Origin of the sequence: Micromonospora sp. DH13 (assembly GCF_020873825.1) — a bacterium.
Taxonomy (GTDB): Bacteria; Actinomycetota; Actinomycetes; order Mycobacteriales; family Micromonosporaceae; genus Micromonospora; species Micromonospora haikouensis.
Genome location: NZ_JAHWGR010000043.1, coordinates 13619 through 37824 on the forward strand (window position 1 = coordinate 13619; position 24206 = coordinate 37824).

Consider the following 24206-nt stretch of genomic DNA (forward strand, 5'->3'; position numbering starts at 1 on the left):
GAGGACCGGGCTGCGGTGAGCGGCGGATCCGACGGCACGCTGCGCCGCACCCTGTCCGCGCTGCGCCACGACCCGCCGGCCGTCGCCGGCACCGTCGTGCTGCTCCTGCTGCTCGTCGTCGGGGTGGCCGGCCGGTGGCTGGCGCCGGCCGGGGTCAACGACGTCGACGTCGATCAGATGCTGCGCCCGCCCAGCCTCGACCACCCGTTCGGCACCGACGAACTGGGCCGCGACGTGCTCAGCCGCGTCCTCGTCGCCGCCCGGGTCTCCCTGGAGGTGGGCCTGGTCAGCGTCGGCATCGCGCTGCTGGTCGGGGTCACCGTCGGCCTGCTCGCCGGCTGGTACCGGGGCTGGGTGGACAACGTCCTCATGCGCGGCATGGACGTGCTGTTCGCGTTCCCGGTGCTGCTGCTGGCCGTCGCGATCGTGGCGGTGCTCGGGCCGGGCCTGGTCACCGCGATGGTCGCGATCGGGGTCGTCTACACGCCGATCTTCGCCCGGGTCACCCGCGCGGGTGTGCTCTCCGTACGCGAGCAGGTCTTCGTGCGCGCGGCCGTGTCCATCGGCGCGTCGGACGCGCGGATCATCCGCCGCCACGTGCTGCCCAACATCGCGGCCCCGCTGATCGTGCAGACGTCGCTGTCGCTGGCGTTCGCCATCCTCTCCGAGGCGGCCCTGTCCTTCCTGGGCCTCGGCGTGCAGCCGCCGGATCCCGCCTGGGGCCGGATGCTCTACGACGGGCGTGGCTTCGTCACCGAGGCGTGGTGGCTCGGCGTCTTCCCCGGCGCCGCGATCTTCCTCACCGTGCTCGCCTTCAACCTCGTCGGCGACGCGCTGCGCGACGTGCTGGATCCGCGTCAGCTCACCGTCAGCGAGGCGAACAGGAGCAGGGCATGAGCAGCACACCACCACCACCCGCCGCCGGCGCGGCCGGGACGGGCCCCGCTGCGGGCGACGCCGACGCACCGGTGCTGGCCATCGAGGACCTGACCGTGACGATCGGCACCCGTCGTGGTCCGGCCCGCGCCGTCGCCGGCGTCGACTGGTCGGTGCGGGCCGGGCAGACCCTCGCCCTGGTCGGCGAGTCCGGCAGCGGCAAGAGCATGACCGTGCTCGCTGCCACCGGCCTGGCCCCCCGGGCGGCCCGGGTCACCGGACGGGTCCGGCTGCTCGGCGAGGAGCTGACCGCGCTGCCCGAGCCGCGCCGCCGGCAGTTGCGCGGCCGGCACGTCGGCTTCGTCTTCCAGGACCCGATGACCTCGCTCAACCCGGTGCTCACCGTGGGCCGGCAGGTGTCCGAGGCCTGCGAGGAGCACCTGGGCATGACCCGCCGACAGGCCCGGGACCGGGCCGTCGAACTGCTCGACCTGGTCGGCATCCCGTCGCCGGGCCGGCGCGTCGAGGAGTACCCGCACCAGTTCTCCGGCGGGATGCGCCAACGGGTCGTCATCGCGATGGCCCTGGCCTGCGAGCCGGCCCTGCTCATCGCCGACGAGCCGACCACCGCTCTCGACGTCACCACCCAGGCGCAGATCGTCGAGCTGGTCGCCGACCTGCGCCGCCGGCTCGGCACCGCCGTCGTCTGGATCACCCACGACCTCGGCGTGGTCGCCGGGGTCGCCGACACGGTGGCCGTCATGTACGGCGGCCGGATCGTCGAGCGGGGCGACGTTGACGCCGTGTTCGACGCGCCCGCGCACCCGTACACCCGGGCCCTGCTGGCGGCCCGCCCGGACCCGCAGCGCGCAGGCGGCGATCTCCCGGCGATCGCCGGCGCGCCGCCGAGCCCCCTGGACCTGCCGCCCGGCTGCGCGTTCTGGCCCCGCTGCCCGGTGCGCGGCGACGCCCGGTGCGAACACGAGCTGCCGCCGCTGGTCCCGGTGGCCCCCGGCCACGAGGTACGCACCTTCTATCCCGGCGGGGAGGACGCATGAGCACCGACACCGCCCCGACCGCACCGACGCCGGACGCCGGGCCGCCGGAGCCCCTCGCCGAGCTCGACGACCTGCGGGTGTGGTTCCCGGCCGGGGGCGGCGCGCAGGTGCGGGCCGTCGACGGAGTGTCGCTGACCGTCCGGCGGGGCGAGACCCTCGGGCTGGTCGGCGAGTCGGGCAGCGGGAAGTCCACCACCGGCCTGGCGCTGCTGCGCCTGGTCGATCCGACCTCCGGCCACGTGCGGGTCGGCGGCCGGGACGTGACCCGATGGTCCCGCCGTCGGCTGCGGGGCCTGCGCCGACGGGTGGCCATGGTGTTCCAGGACCCGCAGGCGTCGCTGGACCCCCGGCGCACGATCGGGGCCAGCGTCGCCGAGCCGCTGGTGGTGCACCGCCTCGTCGACTCGGCCCAGGCCCGTGGCCGCCGGGTCGCCGAGCTGCTGGAGCTGGTCGGCCTGCGCGCCGACCTCGCCGGCCGGCACCCGCACGAGCTCTCCGGCGGGCAACGCCAGCGGGTCGGCATCGCCCGCGCGCTGGCCGGGGAGCCCGACCTGATCGTCCTCGACGAGCCCATCGCCTCGCTCGACCTGAGCGTGCAGGCGCAGATCATGAACCTGCTGCGGGCGCTGCAACGGGACCTCGGGCTGACGTACCTGTTCATCGCGCACGACCTGGCGGCCGTCGAGCACATGAGCGACCGGATCGCCGTGATGTACCTGGGCCGGATCGTGGAAACCGGCACCCCGGCGCAGCTCTACCGGCAGCCGGCGCACCCGTACACCGCCGCGCTGCTGTCGGCCGTCCCGGTGGCCGATCCGAAGGTGGAGCGGCACCGGCGGCGGATCATCCTGCGCGGCGACGTGCCGAGCCCGGTGGACCCGCCCGGCGGCTGCCGGTTCCGGACCCGCTGTCCGCAGGCCCGACCGGACTGCGTCGAGGTCGACCCAGTGCTGGTGGAGGTGGCCGCCGGCCAGCGGGCCGCCTGCCTGTACGCGGGCGAGGCGGTACGCGCCGTGCGCGGCGGGCCGGCCTGACCGGCGTCGCCCCGTCCACGATGGACGGGGCGACACCGGGCGGTGCGAGCGGTCAGCTCGTGGGGAAGTTGTCCGGGGTGCGGATGCGGTTGCGCATGTAGTTGCCCGAGTCGGTCAGCACCGACGTGCCGGTGTACGTGCCGCCGTAGCAGGTGCCGGGGCGGAACGCGGCGCTGCCCTCGTCGGCGTCCGAGAACGTCCAGTTGGCGTAGCTGATCTTGAGTCGGTCGAGCAGGTCCATCCAGGTGTTGCTGCTGGCCACGTCCACGGCGCCGCCGCCGGTGTAGGTGACCGTGCCGAACTCGGTGACGAACATGGGGATCCGGGCGGCGGCGCGCTCCAGCTCGGCCCGGTAGTTGTCCTTGTGGGACGCGGCGTAGAAGTGGAACGCGTACATGATGTTGCTGGCGTTCACCGGGTTGTTGATGACCTCGGTGGAGTTGCCGCCCTCGGAGACGCCGAGCGAGGACCAGCCGCGGGTGCCGACGATGACGATCGCGTCCGGGTCGTTGGCGCGGATGATCGGGATGACCTGCTCGGCGTAGTTCTTGATCGTCGACCAGCTCACCCCGTTGGGCTCGTTGGTGACCTCGTAGATCACGTTGTTCTTGTTGGCGTGCCGGGCGGACACGGCGGCGAAGAACGTCTTGGCCCGCTCCAGGTTGAACATCGGGTCGCCCGGCGTCAGGGTGTGGAAGTCGATCAACGCGTACATGCCGCGCTCGGTGGCCTCGTCCACGAGGGTGTTGACCCGGTTGGTGAAGCCGGCCGGGTCGGTCTCGTAGCCGTCCTCCTGCACGTACATGGAGACGCGGAGCAGGTCGGCCAGCCAGTCCTTGGACAGCGCGTCGAGGGACGCGTCGTTGTAGCACTGGGCGAACCACTGCAGGCCGTGGGTGCTCATGCCGCGCAGCTGGATCGGCTTGCCGTACCGGTTGCACAGGTTGACCCCGCACACCCGCAGCTGACCGTTGATGGCCACCGGCGTCGTGCCGGTCGGCGGAGGCGTGGTGGGCGGGGGAGTGGTCGGCGGCGGCGTGGTGGGCGTCGTCGTCGGGGTCGACGTGGTCGGCGTCGTGCCGCCGGTGCACACCGTGCCGTTGAGCGTGAACGACGTCGGCGTCGGGTTGCCGCCGGTGAAGGTGCCGTTGAAGCCGATGCTCGTCGCCGCGCCAGTGGCCAGCGAGCCGTTGTAGCTCAGGCTCTGCGCCGTGACGGCGCTGCCGCTCTGCTGGTACGTCGCCGACCACCCCTGGGTGAGCTTCTGCCCCTGGTCCGGGAAGGTGAAGCCGAGGGTCCAACCGTTGATCGGGTCACCGAGGTTCTTGACGCTGATCGACGCGGTGAACCCCCCGGACCAGCTGTTGGTCGTGTAGGTGACGGCACAACCGGTGGCGGCCATGGCGTTGGTGGCCGGTAGGATCGCCGTCGCACCGAGGGTCAGCGCGCCGACGGCGCCGGCCACGACCAGCTGGCGTCGGGACGGGCGGGGAGCTCTCTTCATCGGCTGTCTCATTCCGTCGGGGGTGGTGGGGTGGCGCGCGGTCGGGGGCCCGGGAGCGCTCCCACGGCAGCTTAGGGGCGTGCGTAACACCTCCGCAACATGTCGATGCGTCGAAGTGTGCCGCGCCGCCCGATGCCGCACCGCAGGCCGGCGGGGCGGTCAGCAGGGCCGGGTGCTGTGCCGTACGACCAGCGGGGTGGCCAGTTCGATGCGGTCACTGGCCAGCTCCTCGCCGTTGACCAGGCTGAGCAGCATGCGGGTGGCCATCGCGGCCATCTCCGTCAGCGGCTGCCGGACGGTGGTCAGCGGCGGCACGGCCCACCGGGCGGCGTCCAGATCGTCGAAACCGACGACGCTCATGTCGTCCGGCACCCGCAGTCCCCGCTCGTAGAGCGCCTCGTAGGCGCCCAGGGCCATCTCGTCGGAGCAGGCGAAGAGCGCCGTCGGCGGCCGGGCCAGGTCGAGCAGGGCGTGCGTCTCCCGATAGCCCGAGGGGGCCAGGAAGTCGCCGGTGCGGACGTGGCCGGTGGGGACCCGCTGGCCAGCGGCGTCCATGGCGGCCCGGTAGCCGTCGACACGGGCGCGGCTGCACGGCACGGTGGGGGGACCGCCGATGACGGCGATGCGGTGGTGGCCGAGGCCGAGCAGATGCTCGGTGGCCGCCCGCCCGCCGGCCCAGTTGGTCGCCCCGACGGAGGGGATGTCCGCGGGGGGCTGCCCGGCCGGATCGATGATCACCGCCGGGATGCCCAGCTCCTCCAGGTGGCCGCGCTGGGCGGGCGAGAGGTCGGAGAGGACGAGCAGCACCCCGTTGCAGCGTCGGGCGGCCAGCTGCTCGGTCCAGCGCCGGTCGGGGCGGGTGCGGTGCCGGCCGTGGACGGCGGATACGACGACGCCGAAGCCGGCCTGGTAGGCCAGCTCCTCCACGCCGTCGATGATCTGCATGGCCCACGGGCTGCCCAGGTCCCGCAGCACCAGGTCGATCAGGCCCGCCCGGTTCGCCGGGCGGGCCGTGCCCCGGGCCGTGTACCCCCGTGCGTCGAGCAGTGTCTGCACCCGGTGCCGGGTCGCGGGTGCGACGTCCGGCCGGCCGTTGAGGACCTTCGAGACGGTGGGGATGGACACCCCGGCCGCCTGTGCGATCTCCGCCAGCGTCGCCCGCTGTTGTTCCATGGCATCTCCCTCGTTCCCGGCCCGCCGCAGCATATCCCGAAACTTTCGACGCTTGGGGGCGGGGCGGGCGAAAACCGGGGTCGACCTCGACGCATCGACAGGTGACGCTTGACGCGTCGTCGCGCGGGCGCTTAGTCTGCTCGCGTCCGAAACAAGCTCGAAACTTTCGGGCGCGGCCCTGCCTCCGCGTCCGCTGTCGGCCGGGTCGGCGCCGCCGGACGGGGCGGCGTCGACCCGGTTGCCCGACACGGGGCGCCGAGCCGGGATCGCGGGCCGGGGGTGCGGTTTCGGCGGGGCCGCAGGCCTGGGTGGTGCCGTCGCGCTCCGTGACGGAGGGGAGCTGTCCCATCGGGCCGATCGTTCTTACTCCGCGTCGCCCTCCTTCGGGGTCCGCTTCGGTCCTGTCGCGCGCTTTGCTCTGCACCCACGGGCGCAGCATCCCGGTGGAGCTGCGGATACGTGGCATCGCCGGGACTCGCGAAGGTTCGTGTGCGGCAGCGGAGCGTGAGCGTTGCGTCCGTGGGTGCAGAGCAAAGCGGGTGAGCGGGATGGTGCGCCGGGGGGTCGGGAAGAATCACTCCCCGTCACGGCCGGGCGGCGGGCGGGTGCGCCGGCCGCGGCCGGCGCGCGGCGGCGGCGCGCGCCCTGCGTCACGCGGCCGAAGCGCCCGCCTCCTTGTGAACGCACACATCCCCGATCCGGGGCCGTCTCCGTCGTGGGTCGCGCCCCGTGACCGGATCGTTGCCGACGTCGTCATCTGGAGAGATTCCAGGCAGCGGGCCGTGTCGGGGACCGGACTGAAAGATCTTGGCGGGAAGCATCTTGACGCCACTACATGTGAGCGCTAACACTGTTGCCAGCAAGTGAGCGGAGGATGTCATGAGCGTTTCGGCAGGGCCGGGCGACCGGTACGTTGTCGGCGTCGACTACGGCACGTTGTCGGGTCGAGCGCTGGTGGTACGGGTCGGTGACGGTGCCGAACTGGGCACGGCGGTGCACGAGTACCGACACGCCGTGATGGACACGGTACTCGCCGTCGACGGCCAGGCGCTACCCGCCGACTGGGCCCTGCAGGACCCGGACGACTACCGCGAGGTGCTACGGCAGGCGGTGCCGGCGGCCCTGGCCGCCAGCGGCGTCGACCCGCAGCAGGTCGTCGGCATCGGCATCGACTTCACCGCCTGCACCGTGCTGCCCACCCTCGCCGACGGCACCCCCCTGTGCGAGCTGCCCGACCTGCGTACCCGGCCGCACGCCTGGGTGAAGCTGTGGAAGCACCACGCGGCCCAGCCCCAGGCGGACCGGATCAACGAGCTGGCCCACGCCCGCAACGAGCCGTGGATCGGCCGCTACGGCGGCAAGATCTCCGCCGAGTGGCAGTACGCCAAGGGCCTGCAGTTGCTGGAGGAGGACCCGGAGGTCTACGACCGGGCCGAGCGGTGGATCGAGGCCGCCGACTGGATCGTCTGGCAGCTCTGCGGCGTCGAGACCCGCAACGTGTGCACCGCCGGCTACAAGGGCATCCGCCAGGACGGGCGGTACCCGTCGCGGGAGTACCTGGCCGCGCTTAACCCGGGCTTCGCTGACTTCGTCGCCAAGATCGACGGACCGCTCGCGCCGCTGGGCGCCCGGGCCGGCGGGCTGACCGCCGAGGCCGCAGCCTGGACCGGCCTGCCGGAGGGGATCGCGGTGGCGGTCGGCAACGTCGACGCCCACGTCACCTCCGCCGCCGCCCAGGCCCTCGAGCCGGGCCGGCTGGTCGCCATCATGGGCACCTCCACCTGCCACGTCGTCAACGGCACCGAGCTGGCCGAGGTGGCCGGCATGTGCGGCGTCGTGGACGGCGGGATCAGCTCCGGGCACTGGGGCTACGAGGCGGGCCAGAGCGGCGTCGGCGATATCTTCGGCTGGTACGTCCAGCACGCCGCCCCCGCCGGCTACGCCTCGCACGAGGCCCTCACGGCTGCCGCCGCCGCCCAGCCCGTCGGCGCGCACGGCCTGGTGGCGCTGGACTGGTGGAACGGCAACCGCTCCCTGCTGGTCAACCACGACCTCAGCGGGGTGATCGTCGGGCTGACCCTGGCCACCCGGCCGCCGGACGTATACCGCGCGCTGCTGGAGTCCACCGCGTTCGGCACCCGCATGATCATCGAGGCGTTCGCCGACGCCGGGGTGCCGGTCGACGAGATCATCGTCGCGGGCGGGCTGACCAACAACGCGCTGCTCATGCAGATCTACGCCGACGTCACGCAGCGCCCGCTGGGCATCATCGGCTCGACGCAGGGCCCGGCGCTCGGCTCGGCGATCCACGCGGCGGTCGCCGCGGGCGCGTACCCCGACGTGCCGGCCGCCTCGGCGGTGATGGGCCGGGTCGACCGCGACGTCTACCGGCCCGACCCGCAGCGGGCGCTCGCCTACGACGCGCTCTACGCGGAGTACCGGCGCCTGCACGACCACTTCGGCCGGGGCGGCGACGACGTCCTGCTGCGGCTGCGCACCATCCGCAACGCCGCCCGCCGGGCGGCCGACCACTCCCCGGCCGGCGAGGCCGCAGTCCCCCTGGAGGTGTTGGCATGAGCCCCGACCTGGGCGCCGAGGTGACGCGCCTGCGTGAGCAGGTCGCGACCCTGCACGGCGAGCTGGTCCGCTACAACCTGGTGGCCTGGACGGCCGGCAACGTCTCCGCCCGGGTGCCGGGCGCGGACCTGATGGTCATCAAGCCCAGCGGCGTCTCCTACGACGACCTGCGACCCGACAACATGATCGTCTGCGACCTCGACGGGGCCGTCGTGGAGGGCGACCTGTCGCCGTCGAGCGACACCGCCGCGCACGCCTACGTCTACCGGGCGATGCCGGAGGTCGGGGGAGTGGTGCACACGCACAGCTCCTACGCCACCGCCTGGGCGGCCTGCGGCGAGTCGATCCCGTGCCACCTCACCGCCCAGGCCGACGAGTTCGGCGGCGAAATCCCGGTCGGCCCGTTCGCGCTCATCGGCGGCGACGACATCGGCAAGGGCATCGTGGCCACCCTGTCCGGGCACCGCTCGCCGGCGGTGCTCATGCGCAACCACGGCGTCTTCACCATCGGCAAGGACGCCCGCGCGGCGGTCAAGGCGGCGGTGATGTGCGAGGACGTCGCCCGCACCGCCCACCTGGCCCGCACGCTCGGCCGGCCGGTGCCGATGGCCCGCGAGGACATCGACTCCCTCTACGACCGCTACCAGAACGTCTACGGGCAGCCCGGGGTCCCGTCCGCGACCCCCTGACCGCCGCCCGCCCCGTCCCGGCCGGTCCGCACCCCGAGGCCCGGCCCGTTCCACCGCACCTCACCACAGCACCACCGGTTGGCCGTGCCGTCCCGGCACGCCGAGGCGGCCCCGGCCCATGTAGGTACCCCACCCACCCCCGCAAGGAGTCATCACATGCGCAAGACCGGCACGACCATCACCCGCCGTGGGTTCGGCGCGATCCTGGCCGCCGGCCTGATGGCCACCAGCCTGGCCGCGTGCGGCAACAGCGACACCGGCTCGGAGGCCGGCGACAGCAAGGGCGACGGCCAGATCGTCCTCGGCTTCTCGCAGGTCGGCGCGGAGAGCGGCTGGCGGACGGCGAACACCAACTCCATCAAGGAGTCCGCCGAGAAGGCCGGGATCAAGCTGCAGTTCGACGACGCGCAGCAGAAGCAGGAGAACCAGATCAAGGCGATCCGCAACTTCATCCAGCAGAAGGTCGACGTGATCGCCTTCTCGCCGGTGGTGGAGTCGGGCTGGGACACCGTGCTCAAGGAGGCCAAGGACGCCAAGATCCCGGTCATCCTGACCGACCGCGCCGTCGACTCGGCCGACAAGAGCCTCTACAAGACCTTCATCGGCTCGGACTTCGTCAAGGAGGGCCGGCTCGCCGGCGAGTGGCTGGTCGAGCAGAAGAAGGCGGCCACCGGCCCGGTGAACATCGTCGAGCTGCAGGGGACCACCGGTTCGGCGCCGGCCAACGACCGCAAGAAGGGCTTCGCGGAGGCGATCGCCGCCAACCCCAACCTGAAGGTCGTCGCGTCGCAGAGCGGTGACTTCACCCGGGCCGGCGGCAAGCAGGTCATGGAGCAGTTCCTCAAGGCCAACCCGAAGATCGACGTGCTGTTCGCCCACAACGACGACATGGGCCTCGGTGCGCTGGAGGCGATCACCGCGGCCGGCAAGGTGCCGGGCAAGGACATCACCATCATCACCATCGACGCGGTCAAGGACGGCATGCAGGCCCTGGCCGACGGCAAGTTCAACTTCATCGCCGAGTGCAGCCCGCTGCTCGGCGACCAGCTGATGGACCTGGTCAAGAAGGTCAAGGCCGGCGAGGAGGTCCCGGCCCGGGTCGAGACCCAGGAGACCACCTTCACCCAGGAGCAGGCCAAGGCCGCTCTGCCGACCCGGAAGTACTGACCGGAGGGGGCCGCCGCGCCACGCGCGGCGGCCCCGCCGCTCGCTTCCGCGACACACGAAAGGCCTGGTCAGATGTCGCAGAGGCATCCGGTCCTGACGATGACCGCGATCAGCAAGATCTTCCCGGGAGTACGCGCCCTCAACGGTGTCGACTTCCGCCTCTTCCCCGGTGAGGTCCATGCCCTGATGGGCGAGAACGGCGCCGGCAAGTCCACCCTCATCAAGGTGCTGACGGGTGTCTACAGCACGGACGCCGGCACGATCACCCTCGACGGTCAGCAGGTCTCCTTCGCCGGGCCGATGCAGGCCACCGCGGCCGGGGTGAGCACCGTCTACCAGGAGGTCAACCTCCTGCCGAACCTGTCGGTGGCGGAGAACATCTTCATCGGCCGCGAGCCGCGCCGGCTCGGGTCCGTCAACTGGCGCGAGATGCGCCGTCGGGCCAAGGAGCTGCTGGCCCGCATCGACCTGCACATCGACGTCACCGAGCTGCTCGGCAGCTACTCCCTCGCGGTCCAGCAGATGGTGGCCATCGCCCGCGCCGTCGACGTGAACGCCCGAGTGCTGATCCTCGACGAGCCCACCTCCAGCCTCGATGCCGACGAGGTGGCCCAGCTGATGCGGATCATGCGCCAGCTGCGCGACGACGGCATCGCGATCGTCTTCGTCACCCACTTCCTCGACCAGGTGTACGGCATCGCCGACCGGATCACCGTGCTGCGCAACGGCCGCCTCGTCGGCGAGTACCCGACGGCCGAGCTGCCGCAGATCGCCCTCGTGGAGAAGATGATCGGCAAGGAGCTCGACGCGCTGGAGCGCCTCGATTCCGAGACCGACCGGGACCGCGCGGCGATCGCCGCGGGGGAGCCCTTCGTGGCGGCGGACGGGCTGGGCCGCACCGGCTCGGTCGCGCCGTTCAGCCTCACCATCCACGCCGGCGAGGTCGTCGGGCTGGCCGGACTGCTCGGGTCGGGGCGTACCGAGGTCGCCCGCCTGTTCTTCGGCGCGGACCGCGCCGACCAGGGCCGGCTCGCGGTCGACGGCGCGCCCGCCACGATCCGCAACCCGGTGGCCGCGATCGACCGGGGCGTCGCCTTCTGCTCCGAGAACCGCCGCACCGAGGGCCTGGTGGGCGAGCTGTCGGTGCGGGAGAACATCATCCTGGCCATGCAGGCCGCCCGCGGCTGGCTGCGGCCCGTGCCCCGGCGCAAGCAGGACGAGCTGGTCGAGCGCTACATCAAGGCGCTGAGCATCCGCCCGGCCAACCCCGACATGCCGGTGCGCAACCTCTCCGGCGGCAACCAGCAGAAGGTGCTGCTCGCCCGGTGGCTGATCACCGAGCCGCGGCTGCTGATCCTGGACGAGCCGACCCGGGGCATCGACATCGGCGCGAAGACCGAGATCCAGCGCCTCGTGGCGCAGCTCTCCGACGGCGGAATGGCGGTGTTGTTCATCTCCGCCGAGCTGGAGGAGGTGCTGCGGCTCAGCCACAAGGTCGTCGTGATGCGCGACCGGCGGCTGGTCGCCCAGCTCGACAACGACGACACCCTCGACGCCGACCGCGTGATGCGGGCCATCGCCAGCGGCGCGGAGCAGGAAGGGCTGGAGAAGGTATGAGCACTGCGCGTACCCGCCTCGCGGGCGTCACCGGCCACCGGCTGTTCTGGCCCCTGGTCGTGCTGGTGGTGCTGCTGGCGGCGAACACCGTCTACCGGCCGAGCTTCCTGTCGGTCGAGCTGAAGAACGGCCACCTCTACGGCAGCCTCATCGACATCCTCCGGCTCAGCGCCCCGCTCATCCTGGTCGCGCTGGGCATGTCCCTGGTGATCGCCACCGGCGGCATCGACCTGTCCGTGGGCTCCGTGGCCGCCGTGTGCGGCGCGATAGCCTGCCTCTACATCAGCGAGCAGCCCGACCAGAACAGCCTCGGCGGGGTGCTCACCGCGGTGGCGATCGCGTTCGGCATCGCCCTGCTGCTCGGCGCGTGGAACGGGATCCTGGTCGCCGGGATAGGCATCCAACCGATCATCGCCACGCTGATCCTGATGGTCGCCGGCCGGGGCCTGGCCCAGTTGGTCACCTCCGGGCAGATCATCACGATCAACAGCGAGCCGTACAAGACGATCGGGGTCGGGCACCTGCTCACGCTGCCGTTCGCGATCATCATCGCCCTCGCGGTGACCCTGGTCGTGGCGCTGCTGACCCGCCGCACCGCCCTCGGCATGATCATCGAGGCGGTCGGCGGCAACGCCGAGGCCAGCCGGCTGGCGGGCGTGCGCTCGCGGCGGATCACCTTCCTGGTGTACGTGGTGAGCGCCGCCTGCGCCGCCGTCGCCGGGTTCATGATGACGGCGAACGTCTCCAGCGCCGACGGCAACGCCGTCGGCCTCTGGGTCGAACTCGACGCGATCCTCGCCGTGGTCATCGGCGGCACGTCGCTGGTCGGTGGCCGGTTCTACCTCAGCGGCACCATCGTCGGCGCGCTGATCATCCAGACCCTGACCACCTCGGTGTACGCCATGAACATCGACCCGCAGACGGCCCTGCTGTTCAAGGCGGTCGTGGTGATCGCGGTCTGCCTCATCCAGGCGCCGGCGTTCCGCGCCCGGTTCCGGCGCCGGCAGGCACCGGGGGTGCCCCCGGCTGCGCCCGTCGAGAAGCAGAAGGAGCAGGTTCCGGCATGACCACGACCCCCCTGGCCGCGCGAGGCCCACGGGCCTGGTGGCGGGTGCCGCAGCGGCAGGTGCCGGTGCTGGCCACCCTGGCCCTGCTGCTGGTGATGTACGGCATCGGCGTCTCGCAGTACCGCGCCTTCTCCAACATCCAGGTCGTCTTCAACATCTTCATCGACAACGGCTTCCTGCTCGTCGTCGCGGTCGGCATGACCTTCGTCATCCTGACCGGCGGCATCGACCTGTCGGTCGGCTCGGTGGTGGCGATGACCGCGATGGTGTCGGCGTCGCTGCTCGGCGACGGCGTGCACCCCGCGCTGGTGCTCCTGATCGCGCTGCTCATCGGCCCCACCCTCGGGTTCGCGATGGGCTGCGTCATCCACTTCTTCGACATCCAGCCGTTCATCGTCACCCTCGCCGGCATGTTCTTCGCCCGGGGCATGTGCACCTGGATCAGCTCGACGTCCATCCCGATCACCGACGGGTTCTGGACCTCGGCGGCGCAGGAGCGCATCCGCATCGGCGAGAACTTCGTGACCGTGAGCGTCCTGGTCGCCCTCGCCGTGGTGGCGGTCGCGGCGTACACGCTGGCGTACACCCGGCTGGGCCGCAACGTGTACGCCATCGGCGGCAACCAGCAGTCGGCGCTCCTCATGGGCCTGCCCGTGGGGCGTACGAAGATCGCCGTCTACACGATCAGCGGGCTCTGCTCGGCCATCGGCGGCATCCTGCTGTCGTTCTACACGCTGTCCGGCGCCCCGCTGATCGCCGTCGGCATGGAGCTGGACACGATCGCCGCCGTCGTCATCGGCGGGACCCTGCTCACGGGCGGCTCCGGCTACGTGTTCGGCACCCTGCTGGGCGTCCTCGTGCTGGGGGTGATCCAGACGCTGATCACCTTCGACGGCAGCCTCAGCTCCTGGTGGACCAAGATCGTGATCGGTGGCCTGCTGTTCGCGTTCATCCTCCTCCAGCGCCTCGTCGGCATCCGCAAGAAGTGACCACCCCAGTACACCGGAAGGCAACCCCATGACCAACCCATCCCCGGCCGCCGAGGTCTGGTTCCTCACCGGCAGCCAGGGCCTGTACGGCCCGGAGACCCTGCGTCAGGTGGCCGACCAGTCCCGGCAGATCGCGGCGCAGCTCGACGCCGACCCGGCCATCCCCGCCCGGGTGGTCTGGAAGCCGGTGCTCACCTCCAGCGCCGACATCCTGGCCGTCTGCCGTGACGCCGCCGTCCAGGGCGCGGTCGGGGTGATCGCCTGGATGCACACCTTCTCCCCGGCCAAGATGTGGATCTCCGGCCTGGACGCGCTGCGCACCCCGCTGCTGCACCTGCACACGCAGGCCAACGTGGCGCTGCCCTGGTCCGACATCGACATGGACTTCATGAACCTCAACCAGGCCGCCCACGGCGACCGGGAGTTCGGGTTCGTCCAGACCCGGCTGGGGGTGGCCCGCAAGACCGTCGCTGGGCACGTGAGCAACCCGAGCGTCACCGCCCGCATCGGGGCGTGGACCCGGGCGGCGATCGGGCACGCGGAGATGCGGTCGCTGCGGCTGGCGCGCTTCGGCGACAACATGCGCAACGTGGCGGTGACCGAGGGCGACAAGGTCGAGGCGGAGCTGCGCTTCGGCGTCTCGGTCAACACGTACGGCGTGAACGACCTGGTGGCGGCCGTGGACGCGGTGGCGGACTCGCGCATCGACGAGCTGGTCAAGGAGTACGACGACAGCTACCGGCTCGTCGCCGAGCTGCGGGCCGGCGGCGAGCGGCACGACTCGCTGCGCTACGCCGCCAGGATCGAGGCGGGCCTGCGCGACTTCCTCGACGCGGGCGGGTTCCGCGCGTTCACCACGAACTTCGAGGACCTCGGCGGGCTGCGGCAGCTGCCGGGGATCGCGGTGCAGCGGCTGATGGCCGACGGCTACGGCTTCGGCGGCGAGGGCGACTGGAAGACCTCGGTGCTGGTGCGCACGCTCAAGGCGATGTCGGTGGGCACCACGGGCGGCACGTCCTTCATGGAGGACTACACCTACGACCTCACGCCGGGGCAGGAGGTGGTCCTCGGCGCGCACATGCTGGAGGTCTGCCCGACCATCGCCGCCGACACGCCCGCGGTGGAGATCCACCCGCTGGGTATCGGCGGCCGCGAGGACCCGGTGCGCCTGGTGTTCGACGCCCAGGCGGGGCCCGCCGTGGTGCTGGGGCTGGCCGACATGGGGGAGCGGTTCCGGCTGGTCGCCAACGAGATCGACGTGATCGTCCCGCCGCAGCCGCTGCCGAAGCTGCCGGTGGCCCGCGCGGTGTGGCGGCCCCGGCCGGACCTGGCCGGCTCGGCGGAGGCGTGGCTCACGGCCGGCGCGCCGCACCACACGGTGCTGTCGCAGGCCGTCGGGGTCGAGGAACTGCACGACCTGGCCGAGATGGTCGCCACCGAGCTGGTCGTCATCGACGCGGAGACGACCACCCGTGGGCTGACGAACGAGTTGCGGTGGAACCAGGCCTACTACCGGTTGGCCAGGGGCTTCTGAGGCTCGACCGGTCGACCGTACGACCGGGGTGTCCGGCGTGGTCCCGAGGAGGGAGCACGCCGGACACACCGTCCGCGCAGCGAGCCTGACCGTCCGTCTTGTTGATCACGACGGGCTACGATGGCCACGAGGGGAGTTGCCATGGGTCAGCAGCCGGCCGCACGCGCGGCGGTGATGAACGACGTCGCCCGGCTCGCCGGTGTCTCGCACCAGACGGTGTCGCGGGTGCTCAACAACCACCCGAGCGTCCGGCAGGAGACCCGCGAGCGGGTGATGCGCGCGGTGCACCAGCTCAACTACCGGCCCAACGCCCTGGCCCGGGGGCTGGCCGGGCGGCGCTCCCGGGTCATCGGCGTGGTCAGCTTCGACACCATCCTCTACGGCCCGGCGGCGACCCTGCTCGGCATCGAGCGCGCCGCCCGCGCGGCGGGGTACGGCATCAGCATCGTCACCCTGGAACAGCTCGACCGGGCCGGGATGCGGTCGGCGATCGACGCCCTCACCGAGCAGTCGGTGGCGGGGGTGGTCGTCATCGCCCCGATGATGACGGCGGCGGTGGCCGTGCACGGCCTGCCCACCGGCGTGCCTGCCGTGGTGGTCGAGTCGAGCGGCGGCGCCCGGGAGCTGCCGAGCATCTCCGTCGACCAGGTCGCCGGGGCCCGGCTGGCCGTGGAGCACCTGCTGTCCCTCGGGCACGAGACGGTGTGGCACATCGCCGGCCCCCGGGACTGGCTGGAGGCCCGCGACCGCGTCGACGGGTGGCGGTTGGCACTGGAGCAGGCCGGGCGGTCCGTCCCGCCGGTCCTCGTCGGCGACTGGAGCCCCCGCGCGGGCTACGAGATCGGGCAGTCGCTGGTCGACCGCCCCGACGTGACGGCCGTGTTCTGCGCCAACGACCACCAGGCGCTCGGCCTGCTGCGGGCGCTGCACCAGCGCGGCGTGCGGGTTCCGGAGGACGTCAGCGTGGTCGGGTTCGACGACATCCCCGAGGCCGAATACCTCTCGCCGCCGCTGACCACGGTGCGGCAGGACTTCGACGAGGTGGGCCGCCGGTGCGTGGCGGCCCTGCTGGAGCTGTTCGACGCCGACGGCCCGGCGGGGCGCTTCCCGCATCCGCAGGTCGAGCCGCAGCTCGTCGTGCGCGCGAGCAGCGGCGGCCGGAAGGGCTGACCGCACGTCGGGATCCGGTGCGCCGCGAGGGCCGCGCCGGTCTTCGCCGTGCCGGCCGACCGTGAGGGTCCGCCCGCTGCGGCCGTTGCTGCCCCGGCCCGGGTCGTAGCGATCCCTGTTAGCGCGCACATACCCAGCGTTGTGCCTGGTAGGACCCTTGACTCCGGGGTTTTGTAGCGCCGAGAATTCGGGCTTGTTAACGCTCACACCCCCGCCACCACGAGGGAACCCCATGCGCGAAGCTCCCCCGGAACCGCGATCCTCCTTCCCGTCCCGCACCCGGCGCCGGGCCCGGCCCCTCGTCGCCGGGGCGCTCCTCGCCCTGGTCGCCGGTCTGCTGCCCGCCACCGCCGCGCCGGCCGCCGCCGCCGACGTGACCGACGGCCTGCTGGTGCGCTACGACCTGACGCAGACCACCGGCACGACCGTCACCGACAGCTCCGGCCGGGGCAACGACGGCACGCTCACCGGCGGCGGCACCTGGACCGGCCAGGGCGGTCTCGTCCTCGACGGCGTCGACGACCACGTCAAGCTGCCCGACAACATCATGGCCGGGCTGTCGTCGATCACCGTCGCCGTCGACGTGCTCGTCGACCCCACGCAGCAGACCCCGTACTTCATCTGGGGCCTCGGCAACCCGGCGACCTCGAACTCCGGCACCGGCTACCTGTTCACCAGCGGCGACGCCTTCCGCACCGCCATCACCACCACCAACTGGTCCGGCGAGAAGGTGACCGGCAAGGGCGCGAACCTCACCCGGGGCGTGTGGAAGTCCGTCACCTACACGCAGACCGGCACCACCGGCACCCTCTACGAGGACGGCGTGCAGGTCGCGCAGAACACCGGCGTCACCGTGCTGCCCAGCGCCGTCGGCAACGGCACGACGACCAACAACAACCTCGGCCGGTCCAACTACGCCGCGGACCGCTACCTCAAGGGCCGGGTGGCCAACTTCCGCATCTACGACCGCGCGCTGCCCGCCGACGAGGTGGCCGCCATCGCGCTGCCCGACGCCACCCGCGTCGCCGGCGACACCGCCGCCCTCGACCTGGGCGACCTCTCGGCCGTGACCGGGAAGCTCACCCTGCCCACCACCGGCACGTACGGGTCGGCGATCGCCTGGTCCTCCAGCGCCCCCGGCACCATCAGCGCGACCGGCGAGGTGACCCGTCCCGCCCCCGCCGACGGGCCCGCCACGGTCACCCTCACCGCGACCGTCAGCCGGGGCGGCAGCAGCGACACCAAGGCGTTCACCGCCACCGTCGTGCCCAACGAGACCGACCAGACGCGGGCCGACGCGGCCGCCGCCGCCCTCTCGCTCGTGAACGCCGGCGACGTGCGCGGCAACCTCACCATGCCGAGCACCGGGAGCAACGGCGCGACCGTCGCCTGGCGCTCCGCCAGCCCGGACGTCGTCAGCCCCGACGGCATCGTCAAGCGCCCCGCGCACGGGGCGGGCGACGTCAAGGTCACCGTGACCGCGACCGTCACCGTCGGCACGGCCACCGCCGAGCGGGCCATCGAACTGACCGTCCGCGAGCTGCCCGAGGCCGCCCCCTACGCCGGCTACGCCTTCAGCTACTTCACCGGCAACTCCATCGCCGGGGAGAAGATCTACTTCGCGGCCAGCCAGGGCAACAACGCCTTGCGGTGGACGGAGCTCAACGGGGGCCAGCCGAAGCTGGAGTCGACGTTCGGCACCATGGGCCTGCGGGACCCGTTCCTGATCCGCAGCCCCGAGGGGGACCGGTTCTTCCTCATCGCCACCGACCTGTCCATCGGCCGCAACGGCAACTGGGACGTCGCGCAGCGCCAGGGCAGCCGGTACCTGGAGGTCTGGGAGTCCACCGACCTGGTGAACTGGTCGGAGCAGCGGCACATCCTGATCTCCCCGCCCACCGCCGGCAACACCTGGGCGCCGGAGGCGTACTGGGACGCCGCCCGGGGCGAGTACCTCGTCTTCTGGGCCTCGAAGCTCTACGCGGAGAACGACCCGAACCACACCGGCAACACGTACAACCGGATGCTCGCCGCGACGACCCGTGACTTCGTCACGTTCAGCCAGCCGACGATCTGGCAGGATCCGGGCGACTCGCGCATCGACTCCACCGTGATCCGGGAGGGCGACACCTACTACCGGTTCACCAAGGACGAGGGCGGCGGCGGCACCGGCTGCTCCGACATCATCCAGGAGAAGTCGCCCTCGTTGACCGCCGTCGACCTGCCCGGCAAGCCCTCCTGGACGGTGCTCGACTCCTGCATCGGCCGCGACGCCGGCACCTCCGCCGTCGAGGGTCCCACGGTCTTCAAGGCCAACCCGGGCGACACCTCCGGCTCGAAGTACTACCTGTTCGTCGACGAGTACGGCGGCCGGGGCTACATCCCGCTGGGCACCGACGACCTGGAGAACCCGGACTGGAAGGTGCCGGCCTCCTACGACCTGCCCGCCAGCCCCCGGCACGGCACCGTCATCCCGGTCACCAAGGCCGAACTCGACGCGCTCAACGACGCGCCGCCGCCGGTGCGCGCCAACGCCGACGGCGTCGTCGCCCACTACGCGCTCGACCAGGCCAGCGGCACCACCGTCACCGACGACTCCGGCAACGGCTACGACGCGAAGCTGGCCGGCGACGCGACCTGGGGCGACGGCAGCCTCGCCCTCGGCGGGACCAACGGCCACGTGGCCCTGCCCGACAACATCATGGCTGGCCTCGACGAGATCACCGTGTCGATGGACGTGAAGATGGCCACCGACCAGGCCACCCCGTACTTCATCTGGGGCCTGGGCAACACCGACTCCGACGGCGTCGGCAACGGCTACCTGTTCACCACCGGCAACAACTACCGGACCTCGATCAGCCTCGGCAACTGGACCGGCGAGCAGACCGTCAACGGCGGCAGCGCCGTCCCCCGGGGCGTGTGGAAGACCCTCACGTACACCCTGAACTCGGCCGGCACCGCCCGGATCTACCTCGACGGGGTGCGGGTCGCCGAGAAGACCGGGCTGACCCACCGCCCCGGCGACATCGGCGGCGGCCGCACCACGGCCAACTACATCGGCCGCTCCCAGTACGCCGCCGACAAGTACCTCAAGGGCCGGGTGCGCGACTTCTCCCTCTACAACCGGGCGCTCACCGACGGCGAGGTCGCCGCGCTGGGCTCCAACGGCACCAGCGTCGTGGCGGTCGAACTCGACAGCCTCAAGGTCCCCGCGATCATCGACGCCGCCAGCAGCACCATCACGCTGCCGGTCAAGCCGGGCACCGACGTGACCGCCCTCGCCCCGACGTACGTGGTCGCGCCGACCTCGACCGTCACGCCCGGCGGCGCGCGGGACTACTCGCAGCCGGTGACGCTGACCGTGACCAGCGCGGCCGGGGCGACCCGCGAGTGGACCGTGCGGACGGTGCAGATGCGCTCGCCGGTGCTGCCCGGCTTCAACGCCGACCCGAACATCGTCCGGTTCGGCGACACCTACTACATCTACGCCACCACCGACGGCTTCCCCGGCTGGGGCAGCTCGAAGTTCACCGTCTGGTCGAGCCGCAACCTGGTCGACTGGACCGGGCACGACACGATCCTCGACCTCGGGCCGGACATCACCTGGGCCGACAGCAACGCGTGGGCGCCCGCCGCGATCGAGAAGAACGGCAAGTACTACTTCTACTTCTCGGCGCAGCAGAACATCGGCGTCGCCGTCGCCGACTCGCCGCTCGGGCCGTTCGTCGACCCCATCGGCAAGCCGCTGGTGAGCAAGGCCGACTACGGCAACGCCCAGCAGATCGACCCGGCGGTCTTCACCGACGACGACGGGCAGAGCTACCTCTACTGGGGCAACGGCACCCCGTACGTGGTCCCGCTCAACGACGACATGGTCTCCTACGACGTCGCCAAGCGGGTGCGGCTGACCGGCCTCACGGACTTCCGCGAGGGCCTGTTCATGCACAAGCGCGCCGGGACCTACTACCTGTCCTGGTCGATCGACGACACGGGCAGCGAGAACTACCGCGTCGGCTACGGCACCGGCACCAGCCCGTTGGGGCCGTTCACCGCCAAGGGGGAGATCCTCACCAAGGATCCGAGCCAGGGCATCCTCGGCACCGGGCACCACTCGATCCTGCAGGTGCCGGGCACCGACGACTGGTACATCGCGTACCACCGGTTCGGGATCCCCGGCGGCGACGGCACGCACCGGGAGACCACGATCGACCGGCTGTACTTCGACGCGGACGGCGCCATCAGGAAGGTCGTCCCGACGCTGGGCAGCGTCGACCCGCTGCGCTACGAGGGCGGGCAGCCGAAGGCGACGGTCTCCGACGCGGGGGCCGACGGATGGTACGGCGCGGACGCCGCCCTGACCATCACCGCCGGTGACAAGGTGAAGCTGGTCGAGTACCAGATCGACGGCGGCGGCTGGTTCCCGTACCGCGAGCCGGTGGACCTGCCGGCGGGCAGCCACCGCGTCGACTACCGGGCCCAGGGCGTCAACCTCTTCTGGAGCGACGTGTGGTCGCTGCAGGTCAAGGTGGACGAGACCGCCCCGACCGTGCAGGCGTACCTGGTGGAGCGCAAGTTCGTGGTCAACGCCAGCGACGTCGACTCCGGCGTGGCCCGCATCGAGTACCGGATCGACAAGGGTGCCTGGCAGCCGTACCTGGCCCCGGCCCGGATCGACAGCTGCGCCCACGTGATCCGCTACCGGGCGTACGACGTGGCCGGCAACGTCAGCCGTGAGCGGGCCCTCAACGTGCCCGCGCTGGGCGACCCCGCCGAGGCCACCAAGCTCCCGTCGGTCAGCGGGACGGCCAAGGTCGGCAAGACCCTCACCGCCGACCCGGGCAAGTGGGACGAGAAGAAGCTCACCTTCTCCTACCAGTGGCTGCGTGGCGGCAAGGTCATCGCCGGGGCCACCGGCAAGTCGTACGTGCCCAAGGCCGCCGACGTCGGGTACCGGCTCTCCGTGCGGGTGACGGCCACCCGTTCGGACCTGCAGCCCGGCACGGCCACGTCGAAGGAGACCGCGAAGGTCGTCAAGTAGGCAACCGGGTTCCATCGCGCACGGCCGAAGGCCACCTCCCCCGGGACGGGAGGTGGCCTTCGGCGGTCGTCACGGGCGCAGCGCCAGCTTGCCGACCGTGCTGCCGGCCTGCATCTGCGCCAGCACGCCCGGTCCGTCGGCAAGGTCCCACACCGTGGGCCGGCCGGGCCGGTACACCCCGGCGGCGATGAGTGTGGCCAGGTCCGCCATCAGCTCGGCGAACAACTGCGGCGCGGTCGCACCGAGCACCCCGATGTGCAGGCCGATCACCTGTACCTGGTGTTCGAACACCAGGTCCCGATTGGTCAGGGTCGCCTCGCCGCCGGCGTGACCGTAGACGACCACCCGCCCGGTGACCCGCCGGGCCGCGGCCAGGCTGGCGTGGAAGCATGCACCGCCGACCGACTCGAGGACCAGGTCGGCACCGCCGGTCAACCGTCGCAACTCGGTGGTGCGGTTGTCGAGGACGTGGTCGGCGCCCAGCGCCCGTACCGTGTCGTGCTTGCCGGGTGAGGCGGTGGCGACCACCGACGCCCCGAAGTGCTTGGCCATCGTCACCGCGGCCTGTCCGACCCCGCCGGCGGCGGCATGCACCAGCACGGTCTCCCCGGCGGCGAGGCGGCCCAGCGGCTTGAGCGCGGCCAGCGCGGTCGCCCAGTTCAGCACCAGGCCGAGCGCCTCCTCGTCGGCCCAGCCCGCCGGTACGGGTGCCACCACGTGCGCGGGCATCACCATGTATTCGGCGAAGGCACCCGGCCCGGTGCCGATCACCCGATCGCCCACCGCCAGGCCGGTCACGCCGGTGCCGAGCGCGACGATCGCACCGGCGGCCTCGAAGCCGGCCACGTAGGGCGCCGGCGGCCCGCCCTGGTAGGTCCCGTGGGTCTGCATGACGTCGGCGAAGTTGACGCCGGCAGCACCCACCCGGATCAGCACCTCGCCGGGGCCCGGGACCGGCACCGGCGCGTCGTCGGTCAGGCGCAGGTCGTGTGGGCCGTCGAGGGTCGCCTGGCGCAGGGCGCGCATGGTCGTGGGAATGCTCATGCGGGGACGCTATGACCCTGACGCCTACGTCAGAGTCAACTGCTGGGCCGCGGCGGCCGTGCGTGCCGCTGTCAAGTAGGCGCCGATGGCGTCCCGGTTGCGGGTCAGGCTGTGGATGCTCTGCTCCAGGTGGGCCAACTGTGCAGCGACCTGCTCCATGAGGTGGGCGCACGGCACCTGCGGCATCAGTTGGGTGGGCCCGTCGAGGTAGGGCAACACGTCGCGGATGATCCGGATGGGCAGGCCGCTGTCGATCATCGTCCGGATCTGCCGGACCAGGTCCACCGCGTCGTCCTCGTACACCCGGTAGCCGTTGCTGCAGCGACCGGGACGCAGCAGACCTTCGTTCTCGTAGTGACGCAGCGCGCGCACGCTCGCGCCCGTCCGCCGGGACAGCTCGCCGATCCTCACGGAACACCAACGAGGTGCGTCGCTCACGGTGACGCCGCCGAGGTACGGGCCGTCGGCCGGTGCCGGCCGACGGCCCGTGCGGTCGGGTGCCTCTCAGCCGGCGAGCCCCGTGGGGGTCAGCCAGTCGAAGGGGCGGTAGACGGCCGGTCCGAGACCGAGCCCCTCGGCGATCTGCTCGCGCAGGCGGTTGGTCGCGAAGGCCCCGACGACGTTCATCTGGGCGTCGCGGTAGTGGCGCTCCACCTCGTGGCCCTCGGTGACGCCGGCGGCGCCGTGGATCTGGACGGCGCACTGGGTGACCTCGACCGCCATCTCGGTGGCATAGACCTTGAGCATCCCGATCAGCTGGCGGGCGGAGTACCCGGCGACCCGCTGGGCGGCGCCGCGCCGGGCGAGCAGGCGGGCCGCGTCGATCCTGGCGTGAGCGTCGGCGACCTGCGCGTGGACCCCTTCCATGTGCGCAAGCGGCCGGCCGAAGGAGACCCGTTGCCGCGCGTGCCGTACCGAGGCGCTCAGCGCGGCTTCGGCCGTCGCCACGGCCGCGACCGAGACCAGCAGCCAGCCCCAGGTCATGCCCTCGGCCAGTTCGGTGAAGGGGACCGGGACGACGTTCGCCTCGTCGACGTGGGCGTCGGTGTAGACGATGCCGCCCCACGGCATGCCGCGCAGGCCCATGTGGGGGATGTCGTAGCGGTGCACCCCGGGCTGGTCGAGATCGACGAAGGCCAGGCACCACTCCGGGCCGTCGTCGCCGGCCGGCCGGTCCCGGCGGGCCAGGGTGACGGCCAGGTCGGCGCGTGGAGCGTTGGTGATCCGGGACTTCTCGCCGTTGATGGTGTAGTCGCTGCCGGCCCGCCGGACCAGGGTGCGGTACGTTGCGGCGTCGCTGCCGGCGGCCGTCTCGACGATGGCGAAGGCCGCAAGCCGCTTCCCGGTGGCCAATGACCGGATCAGCTCGTGGTGCCGTTCGTCGCCGTAGGTGGCGAGCAGATTGCCACACAGCAGCGAGGAGACGGTGGCGGCCCAGTAGGTCCCGGAGCAGGCGCGGGCGAGGGCCTCCATGGCCCGCACCTGAGTGGCGGCATCGGCGCCGCTGCCGCCCAGGTGCCGGGGGTGGAACAGGCCCAGATAGCCGGTCTCGACGAGTTCCTGCCAGCTCTCGGCCGGGATGGTGCCGCTGGCATCGGTCTGGGTGGCGCGCGCGGCGATGGCAGCGAAGGTGTCGACGTCGAAGTACATGTCGGTGATGGTCCTCACG

Annotated in this window: 17 protein-coding genes; 12 read left to right on the forward strand and 5 right to left on the reverse strand. The window is 72.0% G+C overall.

What is annotated here, in order from left to right; all coding sequences use genetic code 11:
- Positions 1 to 15: 15 nt before the first annotated feature.
- Genes LPA42_RS29280 through LPA42_RS29290 form a run of 3 tightly spaced genes read left to right on the forward strand, consistent with a single transcriptional unit; the run spans position 16 to position 2968 of the window.
- Positions 16 to 897 (forward strand): ABC transporter permease, encoded by an 882-nt coding sequence (locus tag LPA42_RS29280; protein WP_043963285.1) that lies wholly within the window; start codon positions 16 to 18, stop codon positions 895 to 897.
- Complete coding sequence (locus LPA42_RS29285) at positions 894 to 1934, forward strand: ABC transporter ATP-binding protein (protein WP_228987009.1); 1041 nt, start codon at positions 894 to 896, stop codon at positions 1932 to 1934. Before LPA42_RS29280 ends, LPA42_RS29285 begins: the two co-directional genes overlap by 4 nt.
- Complete coding sequence (locus tag LPA42_RS29290; RefSeq protein WP_077937645.1) at positions 1931 to 2968, forward strand: ABC transporter ATP-binding protein; 1038 nt, start codon at positions 1931 to 1933, stop codon at positions 2966 to 2968. Before LPA42_RS29285 ends, LPA42_RS29290 begins: the two co-directional genes overlap by 4 nt.
- A gap of 52 nt (positions 2969 to 3020) precedes the next feature.
- Here the strand turns inward: LPA42_RS29290 and LPA42_RS29295 are convergent, their stop codons facing one another.
- Both LPA42_RS29295 and LPA42_RS29300 read right to left on the reverse strand, forming a co-directional pair.
- Entirely contained in the window at positions 3021 to 4472 is a 1452-nt protein-coding gene (locus LPA42_RS29295) for a cellulase family glycosylhydrolase (RefSeq protein WP_077937646.1), read from the reverse strand.
- A gap of 159 nt (positions 4473 to 4631) precedes the next feature.
- Positions 4632 to 5645, reverse strand: coding sequence for a LacI family DNA-binding transcriptional regulator (locus tag LPA42_RS29300; protein ID WP_077937647.1), 1014 nt, complete (start codon positions 5643 to 5645; stop codon positions 4632 to 4634).
- 879 nt (positions 5646 to 6524) lie between these two features.
- Here LPA42_RS29300 and araB point away from each other — a divergent pair.
- The 9 genes from araB (at position 6525) to LPA42_RS29345 (ending at position 21493) form a co-directional block, all read left to right on the forward strand.
- Positions 6525 to 8222: a ribulokinase gene (araB, locus tag LPA42_RS29305; protein ID WP_077937648.1), complete on the forward strand. Its 1698-nt coding sequence runs from the start codon at positions 6525 to 6527 to the stop codon at positions 8220 to 8222.
- Complete coding sequence (locus tag LPA42_RS29310; protein ID WP_198956557.1) at positions 8219 to 8911, forward strand: L-ribulose-5-phosphate 4-epimerase; 693 nt, start codon at positions 8219 to 8221, stop codon at positions 8909 to 8911. The genes araB and LPA42_RS29310 overlap by 4 nt, the downstream gene beginning before the upstream one ends.
- Before the next feature lie 156 nt (positions 8912 to 9067).
- Positions 9068 to 10078, forward strand: a complete 1011-nt coding sequence (locus LPA42_RS29315; protein ID WP_077937649.1) for an ABC transporter substrate-binding protein — start codon at positions 9068 to 9070, stop codon at positions 10076 to 10078.
- Between the two features lie 72 nt (positions 10079 to 10150).
- A complete protein-coding gene (locus LPA42_RS29320; RefSeq protein ID WP_077937650.1) occupies positions 10151 to 11695 on the forward strand; it encodes a sugar ABC transporter ATP-binding protein in 1545 nt (514 codons plus the stop codon).
- Positions 11692 to 12762, forward strand: coding sequence for an ABC transporter permease (locus tag LPA42_RS29325; RefSeq protein ID WP_077937651.1), 1071 nt, complete (start codon positions 11692 to 11694; stop codon positions 12760 to 12762). Before LPA42_RS29320 ends, LPA42_RS29325 begins: the two co-directional genes overlap by 4 nt.
- Positions 12759 to 13751 (forward strand): galactofuranose ABC transporter, permease protein YjfF, encoded by a 993-nt coding sequence (gene yjfF / locus LPA42_RS29330; RefSeq protein ID WP_077937652.1) that lies wholly within the window; start codon positions 12759 to 12761, stop codon positions 13749 to 13751. The genes LPA42_RS29325 and yjfF overlap by 4 nt, the downstream gene beginning before the upstream one ends.
- A gap of 28 nt (positions 13752 to 13779) precedes the next feature.
- A complete protein-coding gene (araA, locus tag LPA42_RS29335) occupies positions 13780 to 15285 on the forward strand; it encodes an L-arabinose isomerase (RefSeq protein ID WP_077937653.1) in 1506 nt (501 codons plus the stop codon).
- 141 nt (positions 15286 to 15426) lie between these two features.
- Positions 15427 to 16455: a LacI family DNA-binding transcriptional regulator gene (locus tag LPA42_RS29340; protein WP_043963296.1), complete on the forward strand. Its 1029-nt coding sequence runs from the start codon at positions 15427 to 15429 to the stop codon at positions 16453 to 16455.
- A 232-nt stretch (positions 16456 to 16687) separates the two neighbouring features.
- Positions 16688 to 21493 (forward strand): family 43 glycosylhydrolase, encoded by a 4806-nt coding sequence (locus tag LPA42_RS29345; RefSeq protein WP_077937654.1) that lies wholly within the window; start codon positions 16688 to 16690, stop codon positions 21491 to 21493.
- Positions 21494 to 21562: 69 nt separating this feature from the next.
- Here LPA42_RS29345 and LPA42_RS29350 read toward each other — a convergent pair whose 3' ends face one another.
- The 3 genes from LPA42_RS29350 to LPA42_RS29360 all read right to left on the reverse strand — a co-directional run bounded on the left by LPA42_RS29350 (position 21563) and on the right by LPA42_RS29360 (position 24205).
- Positions 21563 to 22537, reverse strand: a complete 975-nt coding sequence (locus LPA42_RS29350; protein WP_077937655.1) for an NADPH:quinone oxidoreductase family protein — start codon at positions 22535 to 22537, stop codon at positions 21563 to 21565.
- A gap of 24 nt (positions 22538 to 22561) precedes the next feature.
- Positions 22562 to 22948, reverse strand: a complete 387-nt coding sequence (locus LPA42_RS29355; protein WP_077937656.1) for a MerR family transcriptional regulator — start codon at positions 22946 to 22948, stop codon at positions 22562 to 22564.
- A gap of 93 nt (positions 22949 to 23041) precedes the next feature.
- Entirely contained in the window at positions 23042 to 24205 is a 1164-nt protein-coding gene (locus LPA42_RS29360; protein ID WP_144082644.1) for an acyl-CoA dehydrogenase family protein, read from the reverse strand.
- Position 24206 lies beyond the last annotated feature (1 nt).

Bases quoted from the DNA above. Each gene is read 5' to 3' on its own strand.
- LPA42_RS29285 (WP_228987009.1), top strand. From the start codon at position 894: ATGAGCAGCACACCACCACCACCCGCCGCCGGCGCGGCCGGGACGGGC.
- LPA42_RS29325 (WP_077937651.1), top strand. From the start codon at position 11,692: ATGAGCACTGCGCGTACCCGCCTCGCGGGCGTCACCGGCCACCGGCTG.
- LPA42_RS29300 (WP_077937647.1), bottom strand. From the start codon at position 5,645: ATGGAACAACAGCGGGCGACGCTGGCGGAGATCGCACAGGCGGCCGGG.
- LPA42_RS29295 (WP_077937646.1), bottom strand. From the start codon at position 4,472: ATGAAGAGAGCTCCCCGCCCGTCCCGACGCCAGCTGGTCGTGGCCGGC.
- LPA42_RS29320 (WP_077937650.1), top strand. From the start codon at position 10,151: ATGTCGCAGAGGCATCCGGTCCTGACGATGACCGCGATCAGCAAGATC.
- araB (WP_077937648.1), top strand. From the start codon at position 6,525: ATGAGCGTTTCGGCAGGGCCGGGCGACCGGTACGTTGTCGGCGTCGAC.
- araA (WP_077937653.1), top strand. From the start codon at position 13,780: ATGACCAACCCATCCCCGGCCGCCGAGGTCTGGTTCCTCACCGGCAGC.
- yjfF (WP_077937652.1), top strand. From the start codon at position 12,759: ATGACCACGACCCCCCTGGCCGCGCGAGGCCCACGGGCCTGGTGGCGG.
- LPA42_RS29350 (WP_077937655.1), bottom strand. From the start codon at position 22,537: ATGAGCATTCCCACGACCATGCGCGCCCTGCGCCAGGCGACCCTCGAC.
- LPA42_RS29290 (WP_077937645.1), top strand. From the start codon at position 1,931: ATGAGCACCGACACCGCCCCGACCGCACCGACGCCGGACGCCGGGCCG.
- LPA42_RS29310 (WP_198956557.1), top strand. From the start codon at position 8,219: ATGAGCCCCGACCTGGGCGCCGAGGTGACGCGCCTGCGTGAGCAGGTC.
- LPA42_RS29315 (WP_077937649.1), top strand. From the start codon at position 9,068: ATGCGCAAGACCGGCACGACCATCACCCGCCGTGGGTTCGGCGCGATC.
- LPA42_RS29345 (WP_077937654.1), top strand. From the start codon at position 16,688: ATGCGCGAAGCTCCCCCGGAACCGCGATCCTCCTTCCCGTCCCGCACC.
- LPA42_RS29340 (WP_043963296.1), top strand. From the start codon at position 15,427: ATGGGTCAGCAGCCGGCCGCACGCGCGGCGGTGATGAACGACGTCGCC.